The organism is Streptomyces thermocarboxydus (genome assembly GCF_024760485.1).
Classification (GTDB): domain Bacteria; phylum Actinomycetota; class Actinomycetes; order Streptomycetales; family Streptomycetaceae; genus Streptomyces; species Streptomyces cellulosae.
The window spans coordinates 80425-103163 of the sequence record NZ_CP058273.1; the positions used below are offsets into that span (position 1 = coordinate 80425).

General features: G+C 71.5%; 21 protein-coding genes and 1 pseudogene. 16 read left to right on the forward strand and 6 right to left on the reverse strand.

Annotated elements, in window-relative coordinates:
* Positions 1-4 precede the first annotated feature (4 nt).
* The 5 genes from AY578_RS00360 to AY578_RS00380 all read left to right on the forward strand — a co-directional run bounded on the left by AY578_RS00360 (position 5) and on the right by AY578_RS00380 (position 6433).
* Positions 5-955: a polysaccharide deacetylase family protein gene (locus AY578_RS00360; protein WP_258901542.1), complete on the forward strand. Its 951-nt coding sequence runs from the start codon at positions 5-7 to the stop codon at positions 953-955.
* The gene (locus AY578_RS00365; RefSeq protein ID WP_019523025.1) at positions 952-2277 is read left to right on the forward strand and encodes an MFS transporter; all 1326 of its coding nucleotides are present in this window, start codon (positions 952-954) and stop codon (positions 2275-2277) included. The genes AY578_RS00360 and AY578_RS00365 overlap by 4 nt, the downstream gene beginning before the upstream one ends.
* Positions 2274-3107, forward strand: a complete 834-nt coding sequence (locus tag AY578_RS00370; protein ID WP_019523026.1) for an SDR family NAD(P)-dependent oxidoreductase — start codon at positions 2274-2276, stop codon at positions 3105-3107. The genes AY578_RS00365 and AY578_RS00370 overlap by 4 nt, the downstream gene beginning before the upstream one ends.
* Complete coding sequence (locus AY578_RS00375) at positions 3104-5383, forward strand: M20/M25/M40 family metallo-hydrolase (RefSeq protein WP_258901544.1); 2280 nt, start codon at positions 3104-3106, stop codon at positions 5381-5383. Before AY578_RS00370 ends, AY578_RS00375 begins: the two co-directional genes overlap by 4 nt.
* Positions 5384-5692: 309 nt before the next feature.
* Complete coding sequence (locus tag AY578_RS00380) at positions 5693-6433, forward strand: hypothetical protein (RefSeq protein ID WP_019523028.1); 741 nt, start codon at positions 5693-5695, stop codon at positions 6431-6433.
* A gap of 8 nt (positions 6434-6441) precedes the next feature.
* Here the strand turns inward: AY578_RS00380 and AY578_RS00385 are convergent, their stop codons facing one another.
* A complete protein-coding gene (locus AY578_RS00385) occupies positions 6442-6960 on the reverse strand; it encodes a DUF3592 domain-containing protein (RefSeq protein WP_037952926.1) in 519 nt (172 codons plus the stop codon).
* A 420-nt stretch (positions 6961-7380) separates the two neighbouring features.
* Between AY578_RS00385 and lanA the strand changes: the two genes are divergently transcribed.
* The 5 genes from lanA (at position 7381) to AY578_RS00410 (ending at position 13860) form a co-directional block, all read left to right on the forward strand.
* Entirely contained in the window at positions 7381-7542 is a 162-nt protein-coding gene (gene lanA, locus AY578_RS00390) for an SCO0268 family class II lanthipeptide (RefSeq protein WP_019523030.1), read from the forward strand.
* A 91-nt stretch (positions 7543-7633) separates the two neighbouring features.
* Positions 7634-10777: a lantibiotic dehydratase gene (locus tag AY578_RS00395; protein ID WP_258901546.1), complete on the forward strand. Its 3144-nt coding sequence runs from the start codon at positions 7634-7636 to the stop codon at positions 10775-10777.
* On the forward strand, positions 10774-12150 hold the full coding sequence (locus AY578_RS00400) for a lanthionine synthetase C family protein (RefSeq protein WP_258901547.1): 1377 nt from the start codon (positions 10774-10776) through the stop codon (positions 12148-12150). Before AY578_RS00395 ends, AY578_RS00400 begins: the two co-directional genes overlap by 4 nt.
* Positions 12151-12237: 87 nt before the next feature.
* Positions 12238-13413, forward strand: a complete 1176-nt coding sequence (locus AY578_RS00405; protein WP_258901549.1) for a serine hydrolase domain-containing protein — start codon at positions 12238-12240, stop codon at positions 13411-13413.
* 36 nt (positions 13414-13449) lie between these two features.
* A complete protein-coding gene (locus AY578_RS00410; protein WP_137207221.1) occupies positions 13450-13860 on the forward strand; it encodes a RidA family protein in 411 nt (136 codons plus the stop codon).
* Between the two features lie 13 nt (positions 13861-13873).
* Here the strand turns inward: AY578_RS00410 and AY578_RS00415 are convergent, their stop codons facing one another.
* Both AY578_RS00415 and AY578_RS00420 read right to left on the reverse strand, forming a co-directional pair.
* Positions 13874-14353 carry a GNAT family N-acetyltransferase gene (locus AY578_RS00415; protein ID WP_258901551.1) on the reverse strand — a complete coding sequence of 160 codons (480 nt, stop codon included), beginning with the start codon at positions 14351-14353 and terminating at the stop codon, positions 13874-13876.
* Between the two features lie 25 nt (positions 14354-14378).
* Complete coding sequence (locus tag AY578_RS00420; protein WP_019523036.1) at positions 14379-14504, reverse strand: hypothetical protein; 126 nt, start codon at positions 14502-14504, stop codon at positions 14379-14381.
* 137 nt (positions 14505-14641) lie between these two features.
* Between AY578_RS00420 and AY578_RS00425 the strand changes: the two genes are divergently transcribed.
* Positions 14642-16951, forward strand: coding sequence for a molybdopterin cofactor-binding domain-containing protein (locus AY578_RS00425; protein WP_258901556.1), 2310 nt, complete (start codon positions 14642-14644; stop codon positions 16949-16951).
* 19 nt (positions 16952-16970) lie between these two features.
* Positions 16971-17447 (forward strand): (2Fe-2S)-binding protein, encoded by a 477-nt coding sequence (locus AY578_RS00430; RefSeq protein ID WP_019523038.1) that lies wholly within the window; start codon positions 16971-16973, stop codon positions 17445-17447.
* A 39-nt stretch (positions 17448-17486) separates the two neighbouring features.
* On the opposite strand, the gene AY578_RS00435 is transcribed toward AY578_RS00430, so the two are convergent.
* The gene (locus tag AY578_RS00435; RefSeq protein WP_028958909.1) at positions 17487-18062 is read right to left on the reverse strand and encodes a TetR/AcrR family transcriptional regulator; all 576 of its coding nucleotides are present in this window, start codon (positions 18060-18062) and stop codon (positions 17487-17489) included.
* Positions 18063-18329: 267 nt separating this feature from the next.
* On the opposite strand from AY578_RS00435, the gene AY578_RS00440 reads away from it, so the two are divergent.
* The gene (locus tag AY578_RS00440) at positions 18330-19208 is read left to right on the forward strand and encodes an SGNH/GDSL hydrolase family protein (protein WP_258901561.1); all 879 of its coding nucleotides are present in this window, start codon (positions 18330-18332) and stop codon (positions 19206-19208) included.
* A gap of 55 nt (positions 19209-19263) precedes the next feature.
* On the opposite strand, the gene AY578_RS00445 is transcribed toward AY578_RS00440, so the two are convergent.
* The gene (locus AY578_RS00445) at positions 19264-19449 is read right to left on the reverse strand and encodes a hypothetical protein (RefSeq protein WP_106432448.1); all 186 of its coding nucleotides are present in this window, start codon (positions 19447-19449) and stop codon (positions 19264-19266) included.
* 9 nt (positions 19450-19458) lie between these two features.
* Between AY578_RS00445 and AY578_RS00450 the strand changes: the two genes are divergently transcribed.
* The 3 genes and pseudogenes from AY578_RS00450 to AY578_RS00460 all read left to right on the forward strand — a co-directional run.
* Positions 19459-20487, forward strand: coding sequence for a S66 family peptidase (locus AY578_RS00450; protein WP_258901565.1), 1029 nt, complete (start codon positions 19459-19461; stop codon positions 20485-20487).
* Positions 20488-20592: 105 nt separating this feature from the next.
* On the forward strand, positions 20593-21654 hold the full coding sequence (locus AY578_RS00455) for a protein kinase family protein (protein ID WP_020700031.1): 1062 nt from the start codon (positions 20593-20595) through the stop codon (positions 21652-21654).
* 404 nt (positions 21655-22058) lie between these two features.
* Positions 22059-22451, forward strand: a pseudogene (locus AY578_RS00460) (GNAT family N-acetyltransferase); the annotation flags it as partial.
* 28 nt (positions 22452-22479) lie between these two features.
* Here the strand turns inward: AY578_RS00460 and AY578_RS00465 are convergent.
* Entirely contained in the window at positions 22480-22719 is a 240-nt protein-coding gene (locus tag AY578_RS00465) for a twin-arginine translocase TatA/TatE family subunit (RefSeq protein WP_019523044.1), read from the reverse strand.
* Positions 22720-22739: the final 20 nt, after the last annotated feature.

Here is a 22739-nt window from a genome sequence, read left to right on the forward strand (position 1 = left end):
TCCCATGCCCTCGGAAGAACCTGGCCTGCCCGTAGAGAGCTGGCGCTGGCCTGAGCCGGCCTGGCGCGGCCACGTCGACGCCGTGCGCGCCGGACGGCGTCTCGTCCCGGACCGCTGGCCCGGCGGCGCCCGCGTGGCCGTCGCCCTGTCGTTCGACTCCGACCACGAGACGATCCCGCTGCGCGACGGCGAGACCAGTCCGGGGCGGCTGGCGCAGGGCGAGTACGGCGCCCGCGTCGGCGCGCCGCGGATCCTGCGTCTGCTGGCCCGCTACGGCGTCCCCGCCACGTTCTTCATGCCCGCGGTGTCGGCCCTGCTCCACCCCGAGGAGGCCCGCGCGTACACGGAGGACGGGCACGAGCTGGCGGTGCACGGCTGGATCCACGAGCGGAACATGCTGCTGGGCCGCGAGGACGAGCGGGAGCTGACCGCGCGCGCCCTGGACACCCTGGACGCGCTGACCGGCCGCCGCCCGGTCGGCATCCGCACCCCGTCGTGGGACTTCTCCGAGTCCACGCTCGCCACGATGCTCGAGCTGGGGTTCACGTACGACTCCTCGCTCATGGCCGACGACGAGCCGTACGAGATCGTCGCCGAGGGGCGTCCCACCGGTCTGGTGGAGATCCCCGTCGACTGGATCCGGGACGACGCGCCGTACTTCACGATGGACCGCTACGGGTCCGTCCGCCCCTACAGCCGGCCGCGTGACGTCGGCGAGATCTGGCGCGACGAGTTCGACGCCGCCTACCGCGACGGCGGAGTGTTCCAGCTGACGCTGCACCCCCATGTCATCGGTCACCGCTCGCGCCTGGTCGTGCTGCGGGAACTGCTCGACCACATCGCGGCCCACGACGACGTGTGGTTCGCCACGCACGCCCAGCTCGCCGACACCGCCCGCGCCGTGCTCGACGGCACCGCCGGCGCCCGTCCCGTCCCCTCGGAGCGCACCCCATGAACCTGAAGTCCGACCTGTCCGCCGGGTCCCCCTCCGCCGGCGGCGCGCCCGCCGCGCGGAAGCTGAACGCCAGGCAGCGCAAGGCGATCGTCGCGGGCACCATCGGCAACACCGTCGAGTGGGTGGACTGGGCCCTCTACTCGATCTTCGCGAAGATCATCGCGGATGAGTTCTTCCCCAAGGGGAACGGCGCGGTCGCGCTGTTGTCGACGCTCGCCGTGTTCGCCGTCGGGTTCGTGATGCGCCCGGTCGGCGCGGCCGTGCTCGGCGCGTACGCCGACCGGCGCGGCCGCAAGAAGGGCATGACGCTCACGGTGGCGCTGATGGCGGGCGCCGGGTTCGCCATCGCGATCACGCCCAGCTACGAGCAGATCGGGCTGCTGTCGCCGCTGCTGCTGCTCGTCGCCCGTCTGGTGCAGGGCTTCTCCGCGGGCGGTGAGTTCGGTTCGTCCTCCGCGTTCCTGGTCGAGTCCGCGGCCCGCGGCCGCCGCGCCTTCGCCGGGTCCTGGCAGCAGGTGTCGGTCGCCGGCGGTGTGCTGATCGCCTCCCTGCTGGGCACCCTGACCACGTCCACGCTCAGCGACGAGGCGCTGCACTCATGGGGCTGGCGCGTCGCGTTCGTCCTCGGCGGGCTGCTCGGCCTGGTCGGCCTGTGGCTGCGGGTCTCCGTGGAGGACACCGAGTCCTTCACCGAGAGCCAGGACAGCGGCCGTACCCGCACCAACCCCGTCAAGGCGATGTTCGTCGAGCACCCGGCGGCCACGCTGCGCGTCGTCGGCATCACCGTCGCGGGCACGCTCACGTACTACATCTGGGTCAACTACCTTCCCACGTACGCCAATCTGACCACCGGCATCCCGCTGAAGACGGCACTGCTGTCGCAGACGCTGTGCCTGGTCGTGTTCGTCGTCGCGCTGCCCTTCGCCGGGCTGCTCTCCGACAGGATCGGGCGCAAGCCGACGATGGCGGCCTTCGCGGGCGGGTTCGTCGTCCTTGCCTGGCCGCTGCTGCACCTGCTGGGCGACAGCTTCTGGAGCCTGTTCCCGGTGCAGCTCGTGGGCATGCTGCTGATCCTCGGCTACTCGTCCAACTGCGCGGTCATCATGGCCGAGCAGTTCCCCGCCGAGGTCCGCGCCACCGGCATCGCCCTGCCGTACGCGCTCGCCGTCGCCGTCTTCGGCGGCACCGCGCCGTACGTCACGACGTGGATGCACGAGAGCGGTCACAGTGGTCTGCTGTGGATCTACGTGAGCGTCGCCTCGCTGATCTCCCTCGTCGTCTATCTCACGATGCCCGAGACCAAGGACAAGGAGTTCAAGTGACCCACGTTCTCGTCACCGGGGCCGCGGGCGGCATCGGCAGCGCGATCGCGGAGGCGTTCGCCGCGCAGGGCGCGTTCCTCACCCTGTCCGACCGGGACATCGACGCGCTGTGCGCCACGGCCGCCCGCATCGAGGGCGGCACCTCGATCCGGGCCGCCGACCTGACCGGCCCCGACGCGGCCGGTGACCTCGTCGAGCAGTCCTGGGCGGCGCACGGCCCGGTGGACGTCCTGGTCAACGCGGCGGGCGTCTACCCCTCGTTGGACATGGCGGACGTCGACGCGGCGTCCTGGGACCGGCTGTTCGCCGTGAATCTGCGCGCCCCCGTCCTGACCACCGCCGCGCTGGCCCGCCTCGCCGCGGCGTCGGGCCGCCCCGCGTCCGTCGTCAACATCTCCTCCGGGTCCGCGCTGCGTTCCCGCCCCGGCGGCGGGCCCTACGCCAGTTCCAAGGCGGCCCTGGAGATGGCGACGCGGGCCGCCGCCCTGGAACTGGGCGCGCTGGGCATCCGCGTCAACGCGGTCAGCCCCGGGTTCGTGCTGGTCGACAGCGACGTCAACCCGGTGTCCGCCGAGTACGCCCGGAGCATCCAAGTCAATCCGCTGGGCCGCCCCGGGACGCCCGAGGACATCGCCCGCGCGGTGTGCTGGCTCGCCGGGCCGGAGGCCTCCTGGATCACCGGCGAGACCGTGCGCGTCGACGGCGGGTCGAGCACGGGGGCGCTGCATCTGCCGCGGATCTGGCAGGCGGACGGCACCCGGGCGACCCGCCCTGCACATGCGGAGGCACCGGTGGGTGCCGGCACCACGACGGAGGAAGTCACCCGATGAGCGACACCACCCAGGGCCCGGCCGCGTACACCGTCGTCGGCGGCGGGGCGATCGGCGGAACCCTCGCCTTCGCCCTGGCCCGAGCGGGCCACCCGGTCACCGTCGTCGACGCCGACCCGGCACACGTGGAGGCCATCCGCGCGCACGGTCTCGTGCTGGCGCGGGGCGACCGCCGTACGAGCGTCGCGGTGCGCGCCGAGACGCCCGACACGTTCGACGGCAGCCTCGGCCGGGTCCTGCTGGCGGTGAAGGCGCAGGCGACGCGGGGCGCGGTCGAGTGGATCGCCCCTCGACTGGAGACCGGCGGTTACGTCGTCTCCGTGCAGAACGGCTTCAACGAGGACCTGATCGCCGAGTACGTCGGCATCGACCGTACGGTCGCGGCGTTCGTCAACATCTTCGCCGACGTCGTCGAACCCGGCGTGATCCTGGACGGCGGCGCGGGGGCGCTGGTGATCGGCGAACCGAAGGGCGCACCCGTCAGCGAGCGTGTCCGGTCGCTGGTCGCCGACCTGCAGAGCTGGGGGCCGGCCCGGGCCGACGACAACGTCGAGGGCTGTCTCTGGGCCAAGGCGGGCTTCGGCGCGATGCTCGCCGCGACCGCCCTCGCCGACGCTCCCATGGCCGACCTGATCGACCGGCACCGGCCGGCCATGGCCGCGCTCACGGCGGAGGTCTTCGCCGTGGCCGACCGGCGCGGGGTCACGCTCCAGGCGTTCGACGCCTTCGATCCGGAGCCGTTCCGGCAGGGCGCGGACGCCGTGGCCCGCGAGGCCGCCTTCGACCGGCTGACGGCGTGGCTGCGCACGCAGAGCAAGGACCGCAGCGGCATCTGGCGCGACCTGGCGGTACGGCACCGCCCCGTCGAGGTCACGACGCACTACCGCGACGTCATCGCGTACGCCACGGAGCTGGGCCTGCCGACGACGCTGCTGCGTACGGTCATGGACGGGCTGCGTGAGCTGGAAAGCGCGCCGGAGACGATGTCCGAGAGGCGTCTCGACGCGCTGGACCGGCTGACCGGCGGGCCGGGTCTCGGCGACGCGGACCCGGGTGTCCGGGCGGGCCTCGGCGACGGAGACTCCGGCGTCCGGGGAGGTTTGGAGGACGGTGACCCGGCCGTGCGAGTGCGGCGGTGGCTGGAGGAGCACCGCGAGGAGATGGTCGCGGACCTGGCCGCGTACACCGCGCAGGGCAGTGCGAGCGACGACCTGGACGCGCTGGACGCGTGCCTGGCCTGGCTGCGCGGCCGGCTCGACGAGCGGCTGGGCGCGGCGGGGAGTGAGGAGGTCCTGCGGCGGGACGACGCCGGGGACATCCTGATCCGCCGCTACCCGGCGCGCGACGCCACTGCGGAGGACACGCGGCCGGTCCTGCTGCTTGGGCACTACGACACGGTGTGGCCGACGGGCACGCTGGAGTCCTGGCCGTTCCGCCGCGAGGGCGACACCGTCACCGGGCCCGGGGTGTTCGACATGAAGGCGGGTCTGGTCCAGGCGGTGTGGGCCCTGCGCGCGCTCGACGCCCTCGGCCTGCCCCGCCCGGCCGTCACCCTCATGCTGAACGGCGACGAGGAGACGGGGAGTCTCGCCTCCCGTGACGCGATCGTGGAGACGGGCCGGGACTGCCGGCTGGCCATGGTGTTCGAGGCGGCGGTGGACGGGGCGATCAAGACGGCACGCAAGGGCGTGGGCCTGTTCACGCTGACGGTCACCGGCAGCGAGGCGCACGCGGGTCTCGACCCGACGGCCGGGGCCAGCGCGGTCGACGAACTCGCCGCGCAGGTGGTGCGGTTGGCCGAGCTGCGCGACCTGGATGCGGGCACCTCCCTCAACGTCGGCGTGATCGAGGGCGGCACCCGCAGCAACGTCACGGCGGGCCGCGCCACGGCACATCTGGACGTCCGGGTGGCGAGCGCGGCCGAGCAGGACCGCATCACGCGGGCGCTCGCGGAGCTGCGTCCCGTGGACCCCCGGACGCGGGTGGAGGTCACGGGCGACTGGAACCGTCCGGTCTTCGAGCGCGGCGAACAGGTCGCGGCGGCTGCGGAGTTGGCGAAGTCCGTGGCGCGTGGCCTGGGGCACGACCTCGCGGAGGCGTCGGTCGGCGGGGCGAGTGACGGCAACTTCCTCGCGGCGGCGGGTGTGCCGGTGCTGGACGGCATCGGGGCGGTCGGCCACGGGGCGCATGCGCGGACGGAGTGCGCGTCGGTGTCGGGCATGGTGTTCCGGGCGGCGCTGACGGCTGGGGTGCTGGTGAGGCTTGCCGGGGAGTGAGAAGCGTTCGGTGTGGGGCGAGCCTGCGCGTGTCGCGGGCTCGCCTCGCCTTCTCACCAGGGCAGCTGCCCAAGACCGTCCCCGCGTACGGGGAGCCGCCCACGCAGCAGGGCGTCGCCCACGGGCTGTTCACGTGCTCCCCCAGCGGTTCACCTGGCCGAATGCCGCTCGGCTCAGGGACGACGCCCGGGCTCACCTTGCCGTACGGCCTCTCCCGTAGGGTGTCGGAGCGTGTGGGGGAACGGACGGGGGGAGGCAGGCGTGGCGCACGGGACTGTGAGGGGACGACGCGTCGTCGGTGCCGCGCTGATGTTGGTGTTCGCGCTGGCCGGTTGTGGCTCGCCCTCCGGTGAGGGCGGTGACGGCGGGGCGACGGAGGCTCCGCCGGTCAGCGACAAGGGGCCGGTGTGTGTCGGTGAGGCGCCGGCCGGCGGGGTGCGGGTGCTGCGAGGCGGTGGCTTCCGGCTGCCGGGCGGGGTGGGTGTGCAGTACGCCGGGGCGTCGGCCGACGGCAGCAGTCGTACGGCGACGTTGAGGGCAGGCGCCCGGTACGAGGCGGGACAGCGCGAGTGGAACGTCGGGGTGGGGGCGCGGATTTCGCTCGCCGGCCACGCGTACGCGGTGCGGCAGGTGTGCTCGTACCGTGTCGTGCTGGAGCCGGCGTCGGCGCGGGACGCGGCGGCGCTGGGGGCCGAGCCCGCGTCGATGAAGCCGACGGGCGGCGAGGCCGACGCGGCGCTGTGCTTCACGACCAACCGTGCGGTGCTGGACGCTGCGGCCGGGAATTTCCCCGCCGAGGGTGAGAGCCTGTCCCTGCTCGACAACGGCGGGGTCCAGCGCTTCCCGACGGGGTTGTCGCTCACCGTGTCCTACCTGGACGCGCAGGCGGGTACGGCGGGCGTCGCGGCGAACTGCGCGGGCGTGCCGGTGGCGGCGTACGAGGATCTGCGTACCGGTGATCCGCTGGAACTCGGGGGCGTGCTGTTCGAAGTCGGCGACATCACGGAGGCGGCGGTGCGGCTGACGCGTGTTGCCGTGCCACGCCCCTGACAGCGGCCTCAGGACCTCGTCTTCAGCAGTTTGCGGCGCCGCACGACCAGCGCGACGGCACCGCCGAGCAGCAACGGGGTGAGGACGGCGGTGACGAACATCGGAAGTGTCACGGTGGGCGGGTCTTCGACCCAGTCGGTCGTCAGTACCCGCGTGGGTTCCCGGGGGTCGTAGGTCACCAGGACCGCGGTTCCCTCGCGCAGGCCCTCGGGGCGTTCACCTCCCCAGTCGTTCAGCTCGGTATCCACTTCGCCGTCCGGACCAGCGAATCGGACCTTGACGTTCCCTGCGCCGCCGTACTTGTTCTTCGGCGCCGACACGACTTCGGCCGCGACGGAAACACCTCGGGAACGCAGGTCGTTCACCAGCGACCGCGCGGGCAGAACGAACACGAGGAAGGCAGCGAAGGTGATCACGGCCAGGGTGAACAGGGCTGCGATCAGTCTCCGTTGTGGGAGGGGCGGTTGGCGTATCGCGGCCTTGAGACGCTGAACCTCCTCCTCGGCGGCCCTCTTCTCCGCCGACACGGGCGGGCGCGTCCAGTTCTCACGACGCGGCCGACGCTTCTGCTTCTTCCCCACGGACACAACTCCCATGTGCTGCACGAGCGGGACCCTGTCCGCAAGGACAGCAACCCGCCAACCCCGCCCCGACAGGTGCGGATCATGACTGACGACTGACGCACAGACCGTATCGGTGCTGCGTTTTGGGGGCGACAACCCCACCGTGATGCGGAGGCGCGGCGCCGGCTTCGCGGGCATCGGGGATGAACTCGACCGGCTGCCGTAGCCGGAGTGAGCCGGAAGGGTGCGCGCCCCGCACCGTGATCGATGGCGTGATTTCATCTACCACCTATCCGCGGCAGCCGCGAAGGATACGCATGTCCGGGCCGCAACAGCGGCCCGGCGTGTTCGAGTCCGTGCACCCCCACCACCCAAGGGAGAAGCATGCGTACCGAGATCGTTCTGTCCCAGGATGCCCCCGAGCTGGACCTCGACCTGGACCTGCGTGTGTCCGATCTGCCGGACCAGGCCGAGTCGTTCGGGCAGGGCACCTACACCTCGCCGAGCAGCTACGCGATCGGCACGCGCTGCCCCGTCTGTTGCTGACGGACTGAGGCCCCTGAGGGGCTCTTCCGAGCGGGGCGGTGCTGGGACCGCCCCGCTCTTCCGTACGGACGGCGACGAGGAGAGCACACACGTGGCGGCGGAGTCCGAAGCCGATCAGACGTCTGCAGCATTCGAGGTACGGGAGCCCGTGCTCGTCCGCATGGCGAGCCGGCCGCGCGGCGCCGCACTCGCGGGCGTCGACGCCACCGATCCGGTGCCGGGGGCGCGACGGCTCGCCTCCGATCCCCTGCTCGGCCAGGCCGTCCGGGTGGCGAGCAGTTCCCTGGCGCACAGTCTGGACCGTCTGACCAGCGACGAGGGTGCGGCCGCGCTGGGACGCAAACGGACGTTGAGCGCCGCGCGCACCCTCACGCGGTACGCCCGCCGGGCCGCGGCGCGTCCGACGCCGTTCGGTCTGTTCGCGGGGGTGGGCAGGGCCAGGTTCGGTTCCGCGGCCAAGGCGGAGCCGGGGGCCGGTGAGGTCGCGGTCCGGCTCGACGGGGCATGGCTGCGGCGTCGTGTCCTGGCCTGGCTCGCGGAGCCCGCCGTCCGCCGGCGTGTGGACGTCGTCCTCAACGACCTGTGCTTCCTGCGGGACGGGCGACTGCATCTGCGGACCGGAGGGCAGGAGCAGTCGGTGCGGGACAACTCGCTGGTCGGTGCCGTACGGGAGGGGGCGCGGACCCTGGTGGCGTACGGCGACCTGCTCGATTCGCTCACCGAGCGTTTCCCCACGGTGGACGCCCAGCAGCTCGACCGTCAGCTCGCCGAGCTCGTCCGGCACGGTTTCCTCCTCACGTCGATCACCCCGCACCTCATCGACACCGCGCTGCTCGACGGCATCGAGGCCGTGCTCGACGAGCCGCTGCCCGACGACGCGCGGGCGCTCCGGACCATCCGGGCGGCCTGTGCGCGGCATCAGCTGGACGCCCCGGGGCAGGGCGGAGACTCGTGGCGAGCGTTGCTGGACGAGGTCCGGCGACTCGATGTCCCCGGCATGGGCGGTGATGCCCGGTCCCGGCCTCCCGTGCACGTGGATCTGCACATGCGGGGCGAGTTCGTCGTCCCGGAGACGGTCGGGCATGAGGTGTGCCGGTACGCGGCCGCGATCTGGGCGATCACCCCGGAGTGGACGACGCTGGCGTACATGCGGGACTACCGCGACCGCTTCATCGAGCGGTACGGCACCGCCTGCGCCGTACCGCTGGGCGACCTGGCCGACCCGCACCGCGGGCTCGGTCTGCCTCCCGAGTACGGCGCGGAGCCCACGTTCGCGCGCATCGGGCCCGGTGACGAGGCGGACGGTCCGCGACGCGCGCTCATCGGTGAGTTGATCCAGGAGGCCGTCCTGTCCGGCGGCGACCTGGTGCTGACGGACGACGTCGTACGGCGTCTCGCGGACGTCGCCCGGCACGACCCGGAGGCCGCGCCGCCGCGCGGACTCGAACTCTGCTTCCAGGTGCTCGCCGACAGCACCGCCGCCCTGGACCGCGGCGACTTCCGCCTGCTCGGCAGCCCGCACATCGGGGCCTGGGCGGCCGGGGCGACCGCGGGCCGTTTCGCGGAGGCGGCCGACCTCACCGCCGGACTCGCCCGGCTGGCTGCCGACACGTCCGGCGCCGCCGACGGCGAAGTGATCGCCGCGCAGGTGGAGTTGGCTCCCCGGGAGCCGCGCGGACTCAACATCGTCCAGGTGCCCCGGCTGCTGCCGTACCGCATCCCCGTCGGTGTGCCCGACGACCGGGACGACCCCCGCTGTCTGGACTGGCGTTCCCTTCTCGTCGCCGCCGGATCGGACGGGCTGCGGCTGCTGCACCCGGAGAGCGGGCGCCCTGTCCGGCCCGTGCTGCCCCACATGCTGGCCCTGGACACGCAGGCTCCGCCGGTGGCGCGCTTCCTGATGGATCTGGCGACGGCACGGCCGCGGGTGTGGTCGGGGTGGGACTGGGCCGGGCACGACACCCTGCCGTATCTGCCCCGTGTGCGGTACGGACGGGTGGTGGCGATGCCCAAGCGGTGGCTGCCCGGGCGACGGCTGCGCGACGCGGCGCGCGCCAAGGGCGCGGACGTGTGGGAGCAGGGCCTCGACGCCTGGCGTCGGCGTCTCGCCGTACCGGACCGGCTGCAGATCGCGCGCAACGACCAGATGTACCCCGTCGACCTGCGCGAGCGCTGGGACAGGGACCTCTTGCGGTCCGAACTCTGCGCCTCTCAGCCCCAGTTCGTCCTGTACGAGGATGTGACCGCCGAGGGGGCGGGGCTCGGCTGGAACGGCGGGCGCAGTACGGAGATCGTGGTGCCCCTCGCGGGGGCGCGGCGGTCCGGCGAGACCGTGAGTGGGGAGCGTACGCAAGCGCCACCGCCGGTGCGGCTCGCGCCCACCCGGTTCCATCTGCCGGGCGAGGACTGGCTGTTCGTCAAGTGGTACGCGGAACCGTCGGCCCATGACGCCCTGCTCGCCGATCACCTTCCCGCCGTGCTCGCCGAGATCGAGGACGACGTCGACCGCTGGTTCTTCGTGCGGTACCAGGACCCCGAGCCTCATCTGCGGTTGCGGTTCCATGGTGACAGTCAGGCCTTGAACGGGCGGGTGCTGCCCGCGCTCAGCCGTGCGGCGCGTCTGCTCGTCGAGAACGGGGCGCTGCGTTCGACGGCTCTCGACACCTACCGGCCCGAGACGGACCGCTACGGCGGCGAGGCTCTCCAGGAGTCCGCCGAGCGCCTGTTCCACACGGACAGTCTGTCGGCCGTCGTGCAGGTGCGTGCCCTGCGAGGTGCGGCGCGGGCACTTCCAGCCGACGTGCTCGCCGGGCTCGGGCACGCGGTGCTTCTCGAGTCCCTCGGGGACTGGGACTGGTGCGGCTGGGTCGACCGGATGTTCACCAAGACCGACGAGCACGAGGTCTACCAGCGTCACCGTGCTCTCGCCGACCGGCTGGTCATGCCGGGGAACATGGTGGCGTCGGCCGCGGAAGCGCTGAGGGCGCCCGCGCTCCACGCGCTGTGGGCCGGCTCCGACGAGCCACGTGCGTACGGGCGGTTGATCCTTTCCGCCCCGGAGGCCGACCGCGACGAGGCGCTGCTGTCGCTGCTGCACATGCGGCACAACCGTCAGTTCGGCATCGACCGGTCGGCGGAGGCTCGGGGGTACGCGGTGCTGCGGGGTGCGGTACGGAGTCATCTGGGACGACGGCGTCACGGCGGCGAAGGAGCGAGCGGCGAGGGCGGTCGATGAACGGGGCGACGGACGTGACCACCACCGGGGGCACGACTCGGGAACGCGCGGGCGGCACGACCTCACGGGCGCTTCGGGAACGAGCGGGCGCCGTGTCCGCCGAGATCCTGGAACGGCTGGCCGACCCCGCCGCCACCGTCGCGGCCACGCGCATCCCGGCCGAGGCCGCGGACGACGGGGTCGCCGAGCCGGTCTGGGCCGAGCTGACCCTGGGCAGCGGCAGCCCGGGACTGGCCCTCGCTTTCGCAGGGGCCGCCCGCGACGCCGCGCGGCAGGTCCCGCGCGCCCATGCGTATCTCATGGCGGGCACGCGCGCCGTGTCAGGGACGGGCGGCACGGCGAGCGGCATCTTCAAGGGACCCGGCGCCCTGGCGTTCGCCGTGCTGGTCGCCCACCGCACCACCGGCGGGTATGTCTCCGCGCTCGAGCGGTTCGACGCCTACCAGCGCGATCTCGTACGGACGGTCCTGCCGCCCGTCGAGGACCGGCCGTTGTCGACCATCGGGCACTACGAGGTGGTGCGTGGACTGACCGGGGTGGGCCGTTATCTGCTGGCCCGTGCGGAGACCTGCGAGGAACCGCTGACGGCGGTCCTCGGCTGTCTGGTCCGTCTGTCACTGGGCACGGTGGAGCATCAGGGCGCACAGGTGCCGCGCTGGTGGGCGTTGGACGCGCCGCGGATCGGCTCGGAGGAGGCGTTTCCCGGTGGTCACCTCAACCTCGGCCTGTCGCACGGCGTTGCCGGACCGCTCGCGTTGATGGCCCTGGCATGGGAGCAGGGTGTGCGGGTGCCGGGGCAGCGGGAGGCGATGGAGGCGACGGCCGGCCTGCTGCGGACCTGGGCGGTGACGGACCGGCACGGTGTGTTCTGGCCCGGCTACCTCTCCTTCGCCGAGTGGCAGCGCGGACCCGACGCGTATGCAGGGGCCGCCAAGTGGCCGGCCTGGTGCTACGGGGCTCCCGGGGTGTCCCGCGCGCTGCAACTGGCGGGGCGGGCTCTCGGCCGGACGGACTTCTCGGACCTGGCCCGCGCCTCGGTGGACCGGCTGCTCGCCCTCCCCCGGAAGAACTGGGGGATCAACGACCATGCCCTGTGCCACGGTTGGGCGGGGGCTCTGCATCAGCTCGGCCGGCTCGACGAGGAGTGGAAGGAACCCCGGCTGGCCGCACTGCGGGACGACATCGCCGCCGAACTCGTCTCCGCCTTCGACCCCGCACTGCCGTTCGGACTGCGCTTCACGATGACGAAGGCGCCGTTCGGATCCGACGTGTCCGGTTATCTGGACGGTGCCGCGGGGGTCGCGCTCGCGCTGGACTCGTACGCGGTGGGAGGGACTCCGGCCGACTGGGACATGCCGTTGCTGCTGGCCTGATCAGGCGGTGTCCATGCGGCTGGCACCAGTTCAAGGGTGGCGTACGCCGGATGGGCGGTGGCGTGCCGTCCTTCTAGCCTCGGGTGCATGATCACTCGTCGTTCCATCGTGATGGCAACCACCTCGGTGGCGGTGGCCGGTTCAGCCTTACCGGCCACCGCTGCTCCCGGCCTGACCGGCGCCGCCCGGTCGCTGCGGCGTGACGCCGACGCGGTGCGGGACACCGGGGTGACCGGCGTGGCCGTCCGTCTCGACACTCCGCGTGGGACCGTGACGGCCCGGTCGGGTGTGCGGGACCTGGTCACGCGGCGTCCTGTGCCGGAGGGCGGGTATCTGCGTCTCGGCAGCACGACGAAGACGTTCGTCTCCACCGTACTGCTTCAACTCGTGGGCGAGCGGCGGGTCTTCCTCGACCGGACGATCGAGGAGCTGCTGCCGGGGGTCGTGCAGGGCTCAGGGAACGACGGTCGGACCATCACGGTGCGCGACCTGCTGCAGCACACCAGCGGTCTCGCCGACTACGTCCACGACGTCTTCCCCGAGCAGAGCGCGGGGACCTACTTCGCCAACCGGTGGCGCGCGTACGCACCCGAAGACCTGGTGCGCCTTGCCATGCGGCACCGCCCTCTCTTTCCGGCCGGCACCGATTGGGCCTACTCCAACACCCATTACGTCCTCGCCGGGCTGATCATCCGGAAGATCACCGGACGCACCTGGGAGCAGGAGGTCACCGACCGCATTCTGCGCCCGCTCGGTCTGCGGCACACCGACACCCCGGGCACCCGCCCCTTCCTCCCGCATCCGCACACGTCCAACTACCAGCAGTTCACCGAGGGCGGCCCGCTGGTCGACACCACGCTCCCCTACCGTCCTTTCGACAGCGGGGCGGACGGTTCGATGACCGGCACGGCGCGGGACCTCAACCGCTTCTTCGCCGCCCTGGCGAGGGGGCAGCTGCTGCGGCCCGCCGAACTCGCCGCCATGCGGGACACCGTGGCGGTGCCGCACGGCAGCGGCCACCCGGAAGGCACCCGGGCCGGCCTGGGCCTGTTCTTCACGCCTCTCTCCCGTGGCGGCGGCTACCTGGGACACGGCGGGAGCGGCTTCGGGTACGTCGTCCAGACCGCGACCACCTTCGACGGCCGGCTCACCGTCACCGTCTCCGCGCACAGCCGCTCCGCCGATCCGGAAACCGCGGCCCGCCAGGAGGAGGCCATCCGGGACCTCATCGACCGCGCCCTGAGCCGACACGCGAAAATGTGATGCGTCCGGCTCTCTCCTGGCGACAGACTCGGGCCTATGACTGGCCAGATCACGCGTATCAATCCGCCTGAGCTCCATGCGACCCCGGGGTACCACCACATCACCGTCGTCGAGGCGGGCCGGACGGCCTATCTGGCCGGGCAGTGTCCCCTCGACCCGGCCGGTGAGCTCGTGGGGCGCGGTGATCTCGACGCCCAGATCGACCAGGTGGCGGCCAACGCCCTCGCCGCCCTGAGCGCCGTAGGTGCCGAGCCGGAGCACGTCGTGCGCTCCGTCATCTACGTGGTCAGCGACGACGGACCGGTCCTGGGCGCCGCCTGGCAACGCCTGACCGCGTCCGTCATCGGACCCGCGTTCACCACCGCGAGCACCCTCCTCGGCGTCGCCCGGCTCGGCTTCTCCGGGCAGCTCGTCGAGGTCGACCTGACCGCGGCACTGCCGCACTGACCCCGCACCCGCCTCAGAAACCTGCCCCCTCAGGGCGCCACACGTACCGGACGTCCGGCTCCCGTTCCTCGTTCCGTGAACCGTCGGTCCACTCCTCCGCCACGAAACCGTGCCGCTCGTAGAAGCGACGGGCCGGCTCGTTGACCTGGAAGGTCCACAGCGTCAGCCCCGACGGGCTGCGCCCCTTCGCCATGTCCACGAGGCGTCCGCCGATGCCCCTGCCCTGCCAGGCCGGGTGGATGTACAGCTGGTCCAGGTCGTCACCGTCCAGCGTCATCATCGCGACGACCGAGCCGTCCACCGTCGCCACCCACGTCTCCTGGCCGGGCACCACCACCTCGCGGATCCAGGCCCGCACCTCGTCGTCCGTGTGCGCCCGGCGCACACCCGGAAGCGCTGCCGAGAAGGACCGCAGCCACACCTCGGCCACCGCCGCGGCGTCGGGGCCGGCCGCACGCCGGACGGCGAAATCGTTGATCTCCACGACCCGCATCCTTCCAGACCCCCCGCCCGCACCCTTACGCGTACATCGACTCGATCACCGCCCCGTGCAGCCGCTCGACATCCCTGCGCCGCAGGCTCAGCTTCGGGGTCAGTTCGCCCGACTCCGCCGTCCACGGTCCGGGGCCTAAGGCCGCCCTCACCGGCGGCTCCCGCCTGCCCCGGCACGTCGCCGATCATCACGGATCCGCCACGCGCCGCCCCCTTGCGTGATCAGCGCACCCAAGGAAACGTGTGCGCCCCGTACCCCCGACCTGCCGAGATGGGATCGTGACGCAGTATGCCCAGTGACGGGACGGCGAAGACGCCCAAGTCCGACGCACGCGGCCCGGGACGACGACGCTTCCTCGGGTACGTCCTGGCCGCCCCGACGCTCGTCGCCGCCGCCGAGATGTCCTGCGCCCCTCGGGCCGCGGCCGACGGCATCCCCTCGCCGGAGATCACCGAACTGGTCGACCTCAACGACGTGATGACGGCCGCCGCCCTGCCGACCTCGGGTCTGATCACGGTCGAGGTGAACGAGGACGGCACCGTGTCGTTCGCCCTGCCGCGCGCGGAGGTCGGCCAGGGGATCACCACGTCGACGGCCATGCTGATCGCCGAGGAGATGGACGTGCCGGTCGAGCGGGTGCGGGTCACCCTCGCCGACGCGCGGCCCGAGCTGCTGTTCAACCAGCTCACCGGCGGTTCCAACACGACGTTCTCCACCTACACGCCGGTGCGGGTCGCCGCCGCGGTCGCCCGCCAGCGGCTGCTGGCGGCGGCTGCCGACGAATTCGGGGTCACGACCGGTGAGTTGACGCTGAAGGGCGGGGTCGTGTCCGCTCCCGGCGGCCGGAGCGCCGGTATCGGGGAGCTGTCGGGGAAGGCCGCGGGCCGGACCAGCGAGCGGGTCTCCGTGAGCCTCAAGCCGCGCGACCAGTTCCGTGTCATCGGCCGCCCGCACACCCGCGTGGATGCCCTCGACGCGGTCACCGGGCGCAAGCGGTTCACCATGGATCTCGATGTGCCCGGTGCGCTGCCGACCATGGTGTGCCGGCCGCCCACCATCAACGGCAGGCCCGGCACGGTGAGCAACCTCGACGAGGTGCGGGCCATGCCGGGCGTGACCGACGTCGTGGTGATCTCCACCGGGGTGGCGGTGCGCGCGGACACCTTCGGCCGGTGCATCGAGGCGGTGCGGGCGCTGCGCGTGTCGTGGAAGCCGGGGACGGCGGAGGGCAAGTCCGACGCGTCCGTGCTGAAGGAGCAGCGCGCCGCCGAACCGTCCATGGGGCTCCCGCCGCTGACCCCGAGCGTGGAGGGTTCGTTCACCTTCCACTTCCGCAGCAACAGCGCGCTGGAGCCCAACTGCGCGATCGCCGACGTCCGTCCGGACCGCGCGGAGATCTGGTCCTCCCTGAAGTCACCGATCGTCGCCCAGGAGACGATCGCGGCGAAGCTGGGGCTGCCGGTGGGCACGGTGAAGGTGCATGTCACCGAGGGCGGCGGCTCGTTCGGGCGGAAGCTGTTCTTCGACGCGGCGCTGGAGGCCGCCGAGGTGTCGAAGAAGACGGGCAAGCCCGTCAAGCTGATGTGGCACCGCGCGGACGACTCCCGTCAGGGCCGCACCCATCCGATGGCGACCTCCCGGGTGCGGGTCGCGTACGCGGGTGACACCGTCCTCGGCTACAAGCAGCGCCACACGAGCGTCTCCACGGATCTCGGTCACGGCCTGGGCGAACTGCTGACGGCGATGGCGGCCAAGCTGCCGGTCGGGGACATCGGGTTCTCGGAGACCTTCTTCCAGCTGTCGCAGTCGATGCCGTACGACTTCGGTGCGAACAGCAGGCTGCTGGCCGAGACGGACAAGGGCTTCAACACCGGCAGCATGCGCAACGTCTACTCCCCCGACGTCGTGTGCGCGCGGGAGCTGATCGTGGACCGGCTCGCCGCCAAGCTGGGCAAGGACCCGTACGAGTTCCGGCGCCGGTTCCTGCGGGACGACCGGGCGCGGGCCGTGCTGGACAAGGCGGCGGAGGCCGGTGAGTGGGGCCGGACGCTGCCGGACGGCATGGCGCAGGGCATCGCGCTGCACACCGAGTACCACTCGGCCAACGCGGTACTGGTGGAGATCGACTGCCGGCCTGAGACGGTGAACCGGCGGGTGCGGGACAGCGTGGCCGGTCCCCGGGTCACCAAGGCGGTCGTCGTGGTGGACGTCGGTCTGACCGTCAACCCGCGCGGTCTGGAAGCGCAGATGACGGGGTGCCTGATGGACGGCATCGCCCAGACCCTCACCTCCAGCCTCCATCTGCGCGACGGTCACTTCCTCGAGGCCAGCTGGGACAACTACTTCTACACCCGGCAGTGGAACGCCCCGCTGGAGATGAAGGTGATCGTCATGCCGGACACCACCGGCAAGCCGGGCGGGGCGGGCGAGCTGGGCGTGGCCGCGTCGATGGCGGCGGTGGCCTGCGCGTACGGCCGTGCGACCGGCACGATGCCGACCAGCTTCCCCGTCAACCACGGCACCCTGTCGTTCGATCCCAAACCGACCGTGCCGCCGATCCCCGCGTCCCCGACCGACGGCCTGGACCACGTCCGCTGAACACCCCTGGAGCTCTCACGTGCCGAAGCACACTTTCCGCCTGAACGGCGAAGAGGTCACCGTCGATGTGCGGGACGACGAGCGGCTGTTGTGGGTGCTGCGCGACGTCCTGGGCGTGACCGGGCCCAAGTACGGGTGCGGCATCAACGTCTGCAAGGCGTGCACAAGTCATCTCAACGGCCGTGCGGTGAACCCCTGCGCGGTGCCCGTGGGCGCCCTGAAACCGACCGACGAGATCACCACCATCGAGGGGCTCGCCGACACGGTGGACGGGGAGCTGCATCCGATGCAGGAGGCGTGGCTGGAGCAGGACGTGGCGCAGTGCGGTTACTGCCAGCCGGGGCAGATCATGGCCGCGGTCGCGCTGGTCCGCCGGGTCGCGGAGGAAGGCCGCGAGGTCACGGAGGACGACCTGGACGGCATCCGCAACATCTGCCGCTGCGGTACGTATCCGCGGATCCGCGAGGCGATCAAGTCGGCGGCAGGGAGGATGTAGCGGAGGGCAGGACGGGGGTGTCTCCCGGGCCTCCGGCAGTCAGGGGGTCCGGGGAACTTCGGGTGTCCGGGGAGTCAGCACGTCCTGGAGCAGGGCGCCGTACCGGGACACCAGCTCCGCGCGGTCCATCCCGAGCAGGCCCTGGTCCCCCGCCACCCACAGGGCGTAGAGGAGTCCTCCCGCGACGGCGGCCGCCATGCGTGCGCGGACGTCGGCGTCGGGGCCGGTGAGACGGCGGCGAAGGGGCTCGACGAAGAGATGTTCGTGCGTGTCCCTGAGCCGGTCGTGGATGTGCGGTTCGTTGCTGCCGTGAACCAGGGCGAGGAAGACGCCGCGTGCGGAGCCGCCGAGGTCGAGGAGGAGTTCGGCGAGGCGTTCGCCCAGGCGCTCCAGCGGTACGTCGAGCAGGGGTTCGTCGTCGAGCGTCAGGTGCATCGTCTCCAGGAACAGCAGTTCCTTGCTCTTGAAGTGACGGATCACCAGTGCGGGGTCCGTGCCTGCCTCGGCGGCGATCTGGCGGACGGTGGTCCGTGAGTAGCCCCTGCTCCGGAAAAGCTGGGCGGCGGCCGAGTGGATGGACTCGCGGGTCGACACGCTGGAGCCGGTCTGCAGCATGCGGGCCAGGATAGGCGGCCGTGCGCTTCGCAACTGCGCGTTCACACGTTCACAGGGGGGCGGACGCAGATCGCGTGTGCGTTTCAAGAAGTTCGGTCAACAATGTTGACTCCGACTCGGCGCCGCTGCACATTACTTGACGGTAGAACCATCCGGTAACCGCTCGACCGGGCACTCTTCCCCGTCCCGACTGCCCTGTCCGCCCTGCCGGCACGCCCTGCCGCCCGCCGCGCCCGCAGCCCCGCCCTCCCTCCTGAAAGGGATCACATGCAGAAGCATGTCTCGCGCCGTAATGTCATGGTCACATCATGCGTGCTCGCCGGTGCGCTCGCCCTGGGCCTCACGGCCGGCGGCACGGCCCAGGCGTCCGACCCGCTGCGCTACGTCGCCCTCGGTGACAGCTACAGCGCCGGCTCCGGAGTGCTGCCCGTGGACACGAGTAACCTGCTGTGCCTGAGGTCCACCGTGAACTACCCGCACGTGATCGCGGACCGGACGGGCGCCCGCCTCAAGGACGTGACCTGCGGCGCGGCCCAGACGAAGGACTTCACCTCGTCGCAGTACCTGGGCGTCCCGCCCCAGGTGAACGCGCTGAGCGCCGACACCGATCTGGTGACGCTGACGATCGGCGGCAACGACAACGGCACCTTCATCAACGCCATCACGTCCTGCGGCAGCGCGGGCCTGCTCACCGGGGGCAAGGGCAGTCCGTGCAAGGACAAGTACGGCTCGTCCTTCAACGACGAGATCAAGAACAGCACGTACCCCGCGCTGAAGAGTGCTCTGCGGGCGGTGCGCGCCAAGGCGCCCAACGCGCGTGTGGCGGTGCTGGGTTACCCCTGGATCACCCCGGAGAAGGCCGACCCGGCGTGCTACTTGAAACTGCCGATCGCCGAGGGCGACGTGCCGTACCTGCGTGACGTGCAGGCCCACCTGAACGCGGCGGTGGAGCGCGCCAGCGAGGAGACGGGCGCGACCTTCGTCGACTTCGCCGAGGTGTCCGACGGCCACGACGCGTGCTCGCCGCTCGGCACCCGCTGGATCGAACCGCTGTTGTTCGGCACGAGCCTGGTGCCCGTCCACCCGAACGCCCTCGGGGAGCGGCGGATGGCCGAGCACACGATGGGGGTTCTCGGGCTGAACTGAGAGCCGTTGTGGTGCCTGGTCCACGCGGACCGGGCACCACGTCTGCCCGGATCGGTCAGTCGCCGAGTGCGGCGGTGGGGGCGTCGCCGTTCTGCGCCTGTCGGGAGCGCTCCTCGAGGAGTTCGGTGAGGTCGCGGACGCCGTCCTGGTCGATGTCGCCCTGGGGGTGTTCCTCACGTGTGACGGGTGGGCCGCCTGGACGGTGAAAACTCGCTGTCGGCCCGGCGCGGCGCCGTGTCAAGATCCCCGCATGACGGTGCGATACCCCTCTCCCCTGCGTCCCGGTGACCGTGTCGGTGTGACCTCGCCCTCCAGCGGAGTCCCGGATGCGCTAAGCGCGCGCCTGGAGGTGGCCGTCCATGACATCCGGGCACGGGGGTACGAGGTGGTCGTCGGGAAGTGCATGGACGGTTCGGGTCACGTCAGCGCCTCTGCCGCCGACCGTGCGAGCGAGTTGATGTCGATGCTGACGGATCCCACGATCAGGGCGATCGTTCCGCCGTGGGGCGGGGAGACCGCGATCGACCTGATCCCGCTGCTGGACTGGGACCGGTTGCGTGAGGCGGAACCGACGTGGGTCGTCGGCTTCTCCGACATGTCGACTCTCATGACCCCGCTCACGCTGCTCACGGGCACGGCGACGCTCCACGGCAACAACCTCATGGACACGCCGTACAGCGTGCCGGAGGGGCTGCTGTCATGGTTGGACATCGCGGCCGCGCCGCCGGGCGCGTCGTTCACGCAGACACCGCCCGGCCGTCACCGCACCGTCGGCTACGACGACTACGCCGCGTTCCCCGATGTACGGCAGTACACGCTCGACGCTCAGGGCGGCTGGACCCGGCTGGACGGCACGGGGGACGTGGACGTCGAGGGGAGGCTGATCGGCGGCTGCGTCGAGACACTGTGCAATCTCGCGGGGACGCCCTGTCTCGACATGCCGGCGTTCGCCCGCGACATGGCGCCCGACGGGCTGCTCTTGTACGTGGAGGTGTGCGACAGCGACGCCTTCACCGTCTGCCGCAATCTGCACGGTATGAGGCTCGCCGGGTTCTTCGAGGGCGCGAACGCCATCCTGGTCGGCCGGACCGCGGCTCCGGACAGCCGGTCCCTCACCCAGCACGAGGCAGTCCTCGACGCGCTCGGCTCCCTGAACGTGCCGATCATCGCCGACGTCGAGTGCGGGCACGTCCCGCCGTACATGCCGATCGTCAACGGCGCGTACGGGCGCGTGGTGCACGCGGCGGGGCGGAGTGAGCTGACGCAGACGCTGCGGTGAAGGTGCGGCGAGCGGTGCGCCTCCGGCACGTGGGGGAGGGTGGGGAGGGTACGGTGGCACACCGTTTCGCTCCGTGATGGGGAGGCGTCCGTGGAGCACGGTGGCATGTCGCGCGGTGCGCGCCTGGCTACCCATGGTGCTGTTTCCGCTTCGCTGGCGATGTGCGACGAGCGCGGGCTGCGTGAACTCATGGACGCGGGGCGGCCGTTGGGGTCCGGCATCGGCGGGGACCGGGTACTGGTCGACGTCGACGGTACGCCCGTCTTCGTCAAGCGGGTACGCCTGACCGATCTGGAGCGCCGGCCCGAGCATCTGCATTCCACGCGGAACCTCTTCGAGCTGCCGCTCTTCTGTCACTACGGGGTCGGCACGATCGGCGGCCCGGGCTTCGGGGCGTGGCGGGAGCTGGCTGTACACCGTATGACGACGGAGTGGGTGATCGGGGGGCGGTACGAGGGCTTCCCGGTGCTGCATCACTGGCGGGTGCTGCCGGACGAGGGCCGGCCGCTTCCCGATGAACTGGCAGATGTGGAGCGGGCGGTCGCGTATTGGGGTGGCGGGCCCGAGGTGCGGTGCCGCATCGAGGCGCTGCGGGGGTCGTCGGCGAGTCTGCTGCTGTTCCTGGAATACATTCCGCAGAACTTGCACGACTGGCTTGGTGAGCGGATACACGCCGGCGGGGAGGCTGCTGAGCGGGCCTGCACCATGGTGGACGACGAGTTGAGTGCGGGCATCGCGTTCATGAACGCCAACGGGGCGCTGCATTTCGACGCGCACTTCGAGAACATCCTGACCGACGGCCGTCGGCTCTTCTTCACCGACTTCGGGCTGGCGTTCTCGTCTCGTTTTGAACTGGGCCGAGATGAAGCGGAGTTCTTCGAGCAGCACTGCCTGTACGACCGGTGTTATGCCGTCACGCATCTGGTGAATTGGCTGATCGTGGCTCTGCTCGGACATGGGCCCGACGAGCGTGCGACCTTCGTGCGGACGTGCGCCGAAGGGGTCCGGCCAGTGCGGATGCCCGCGGTCATCGCCGATGTCGTCGCGCGGTACGCGCCGGTCGCGGAGGTGATGGGGGACTTCTACCGCCGGTTCCGGACGGAGAGCCGGACGGCGGCTTTCCCGTTCGAGGCAGTCCGACAGAGGCTTGAGATATGTGATCAGTGAGGAGTCAGGGAGTGTCCATGGATTCGATCGTGCACGCGCCCGTCCAGGATGATCTGTTCGGTGCGGTGGAGATCGAGCTCGACCATGAGGGGCGGCACTCCGCGCGTGAGCGGTGGTGAACTGCCGACGGTCGAGATCCGGCGCGGCCCGGACACCGCCCAGCTGGAGACACATGTGCGCCTCGGAGGGCGGTCTGGGTGCGGCTGCGCGGCGTGGAAGGGGTGCGTGGTGACTGGACCTCGCTTGATCGACGCCATGTCCAAGGAAAGACTCTTGGGCATGTGTGAGCTCCCCACGGTCATCCGGGGGCGAGTAGCGGCTCCGGCGCAAGCAGCGCGACGGTGTCACCATGGAGCGTGTGCGTGGGATCGCCTCCTGGGCAGTCTTGGGCATACTTCACGCTCATGACCATCACCTACGAATGGCGCGGCGACGTCGACAACGATGCCCTCAATGCCCTGCACGCCGAAGGGTTCGGCGGGCCCGTCGGGGTGGTCGACTGGCGGGGGAGGCTGGCGCGGCACAGTCTTGGGTGGGTTTGCGCCCGGGACCGTGGGGAGTTGGTCGGGTTCGTCAATGTCGCCTGGGACGGCGGGGTTCATGCCTTCTTGTTGGACACCGTCGTGGCCAGAAGGTGCCGCGGGGGCGGCGTCGGGACCTCGCTCGTCCGGCTCGCCGCCGAAGGGAGCCGTGCCGCCGGATGTCACTGGCTGCACGTCGACTTCGAGGAGCACCTGCGGGCGTTCTATCTCGACGCCTGCGGTTTCCGGGCCACGGCTGCCGGGCTGATCGCCCTCCAGGCGGTCCCGGCAGCCGTGCGGCCGGCTACGGGCGCGGGCCGTCCTTGGGCGGCTGTTCCTCGCGGCCCAGGATCGTCTCGCCCTGGATGACCCGCGGAGGCGTGTCCGCCCCCTGCTGCTCCTCCGCCTCCTTCATCGCGCGCGCCTCGGCCTTGAGGATGCGGGCCGACTTGCCCGCGTTGCGCGCCAGTTCGGGGCCCTTCTTGGCCAGCACGATCGCGATGACGACGATGAGGATGATGGCCAGTTCGCTCAGTCCGAACATGGTCTCCCGCTCCCTTCGTC

Excerpts from the sequence above, each read along its gene's own strand:
- AY578_RS00360 (WP_258901542.1), top strand. The coding sequence starts at position 5 with ATGCCCTCGGAAGAACCTGGCCTGCCCGTAGAGAGCTGGCGCTGGCCT.
- AY578_RS00365 (WP_019523025.1), top strand. The coding sequence starts at position 952 with ATGAACCTGAAGTCCGACCTGTCCGCCGGGTCCCCCTCCGCCGGCGGC.
- AY578_RS00375 (WP_258901544.1), top strand. The coding sequence starts at position 3,104 with ATGAGCGACACCACCCAGGGCCCGGCCGCGTACACCGTCGTCGGCGGC.
- AY578_RS00380 (WP_019523028.1), top strand. The coding sequence starts at position 5,693 with ATGTTGGTGTTCGCGCTGGCCGGTTGTGGCTCGCCCTCCGGTGAGGGC.
- lanA (WP_019523030.1), top strand. The coding sequence starts at position 7,381 with ATGCGTACCGAGATCGTTCTGTCCCAGGATGCCCCCGAGCTGGACCTC.
- AY578_RS00400 (WP_258901547.1), top strand. The coding sequence starts at position 10,774 with ATGAACGGGGCGACGGACGTGACCACCACCGGGGGCACGACTCGGGAA.
- AY578_RS00405 (WP_258901549.1), top strand. The coding sequence starts at position 12,238 with ATGATCACTCGTCGTTCCATCGTGATGGCAACCACCTCGGTGGCGGTG.
- AY578_RS00410 (WP_137207221.1), top strand. The coding sequence starts at position 13,450 with ATGACTGGCCAGATCACGCGTATCAATCCGCCTGAGCTCCATGCGACC.
- AY578_RS00415 (WP_258901551.1), bottom strand. The coding sequence starts at position 14,353 with ATGCGGGTCGTGGAGATCAACGATTTCGCCGTCCGGCGTGCGGCCGGC.
- AY578_RS00425 (WP_258901556.1), top strand. The coding sequence starts at position 14,642 with ATGCCCAGTGACGGGACGGCGAAGACGCCCAAGTCCGACGCACGCGGC.
- AY578_RS00435 (WP_028958909.1), bottom strand. The coding sequence starts at position 18,062 with ATGCTGCAGACCGGCTCCAGCGTGTCGACCCGCGAGTCCATCCACTCG.
- AY578_RS00440 (WP_258901561.1), top strand. The coding sequence starts at position 18,330 with ATGCAGAAGCATGTCTCGCGCCGTAATGTCATGGTCACATCATGCGTG.
- AY578_RS00450 (WP_258901565.1), top strand. The coding sequence starts at position 19,459 with ATGACGGTGCGATACCCCTCTCCCCTGCGTCCCGGTGACCGTGTCGGT.
- AY578_RS00455 (WP_020700031.1), top strand. The coding sequence starts at position 20,593 with ATGTCGCGCGGTGCGCGCCTGGCTACCCATGGTGCTGTTTCCGCTTCG.
- AY578_RS00465 (WP_019523044.1), bottom strand. The coding sequence starts at position 22,719 with ATGTTCGGACTGAGCGAACTGGCCATCATCCTCATCGTCGTCATCGCG.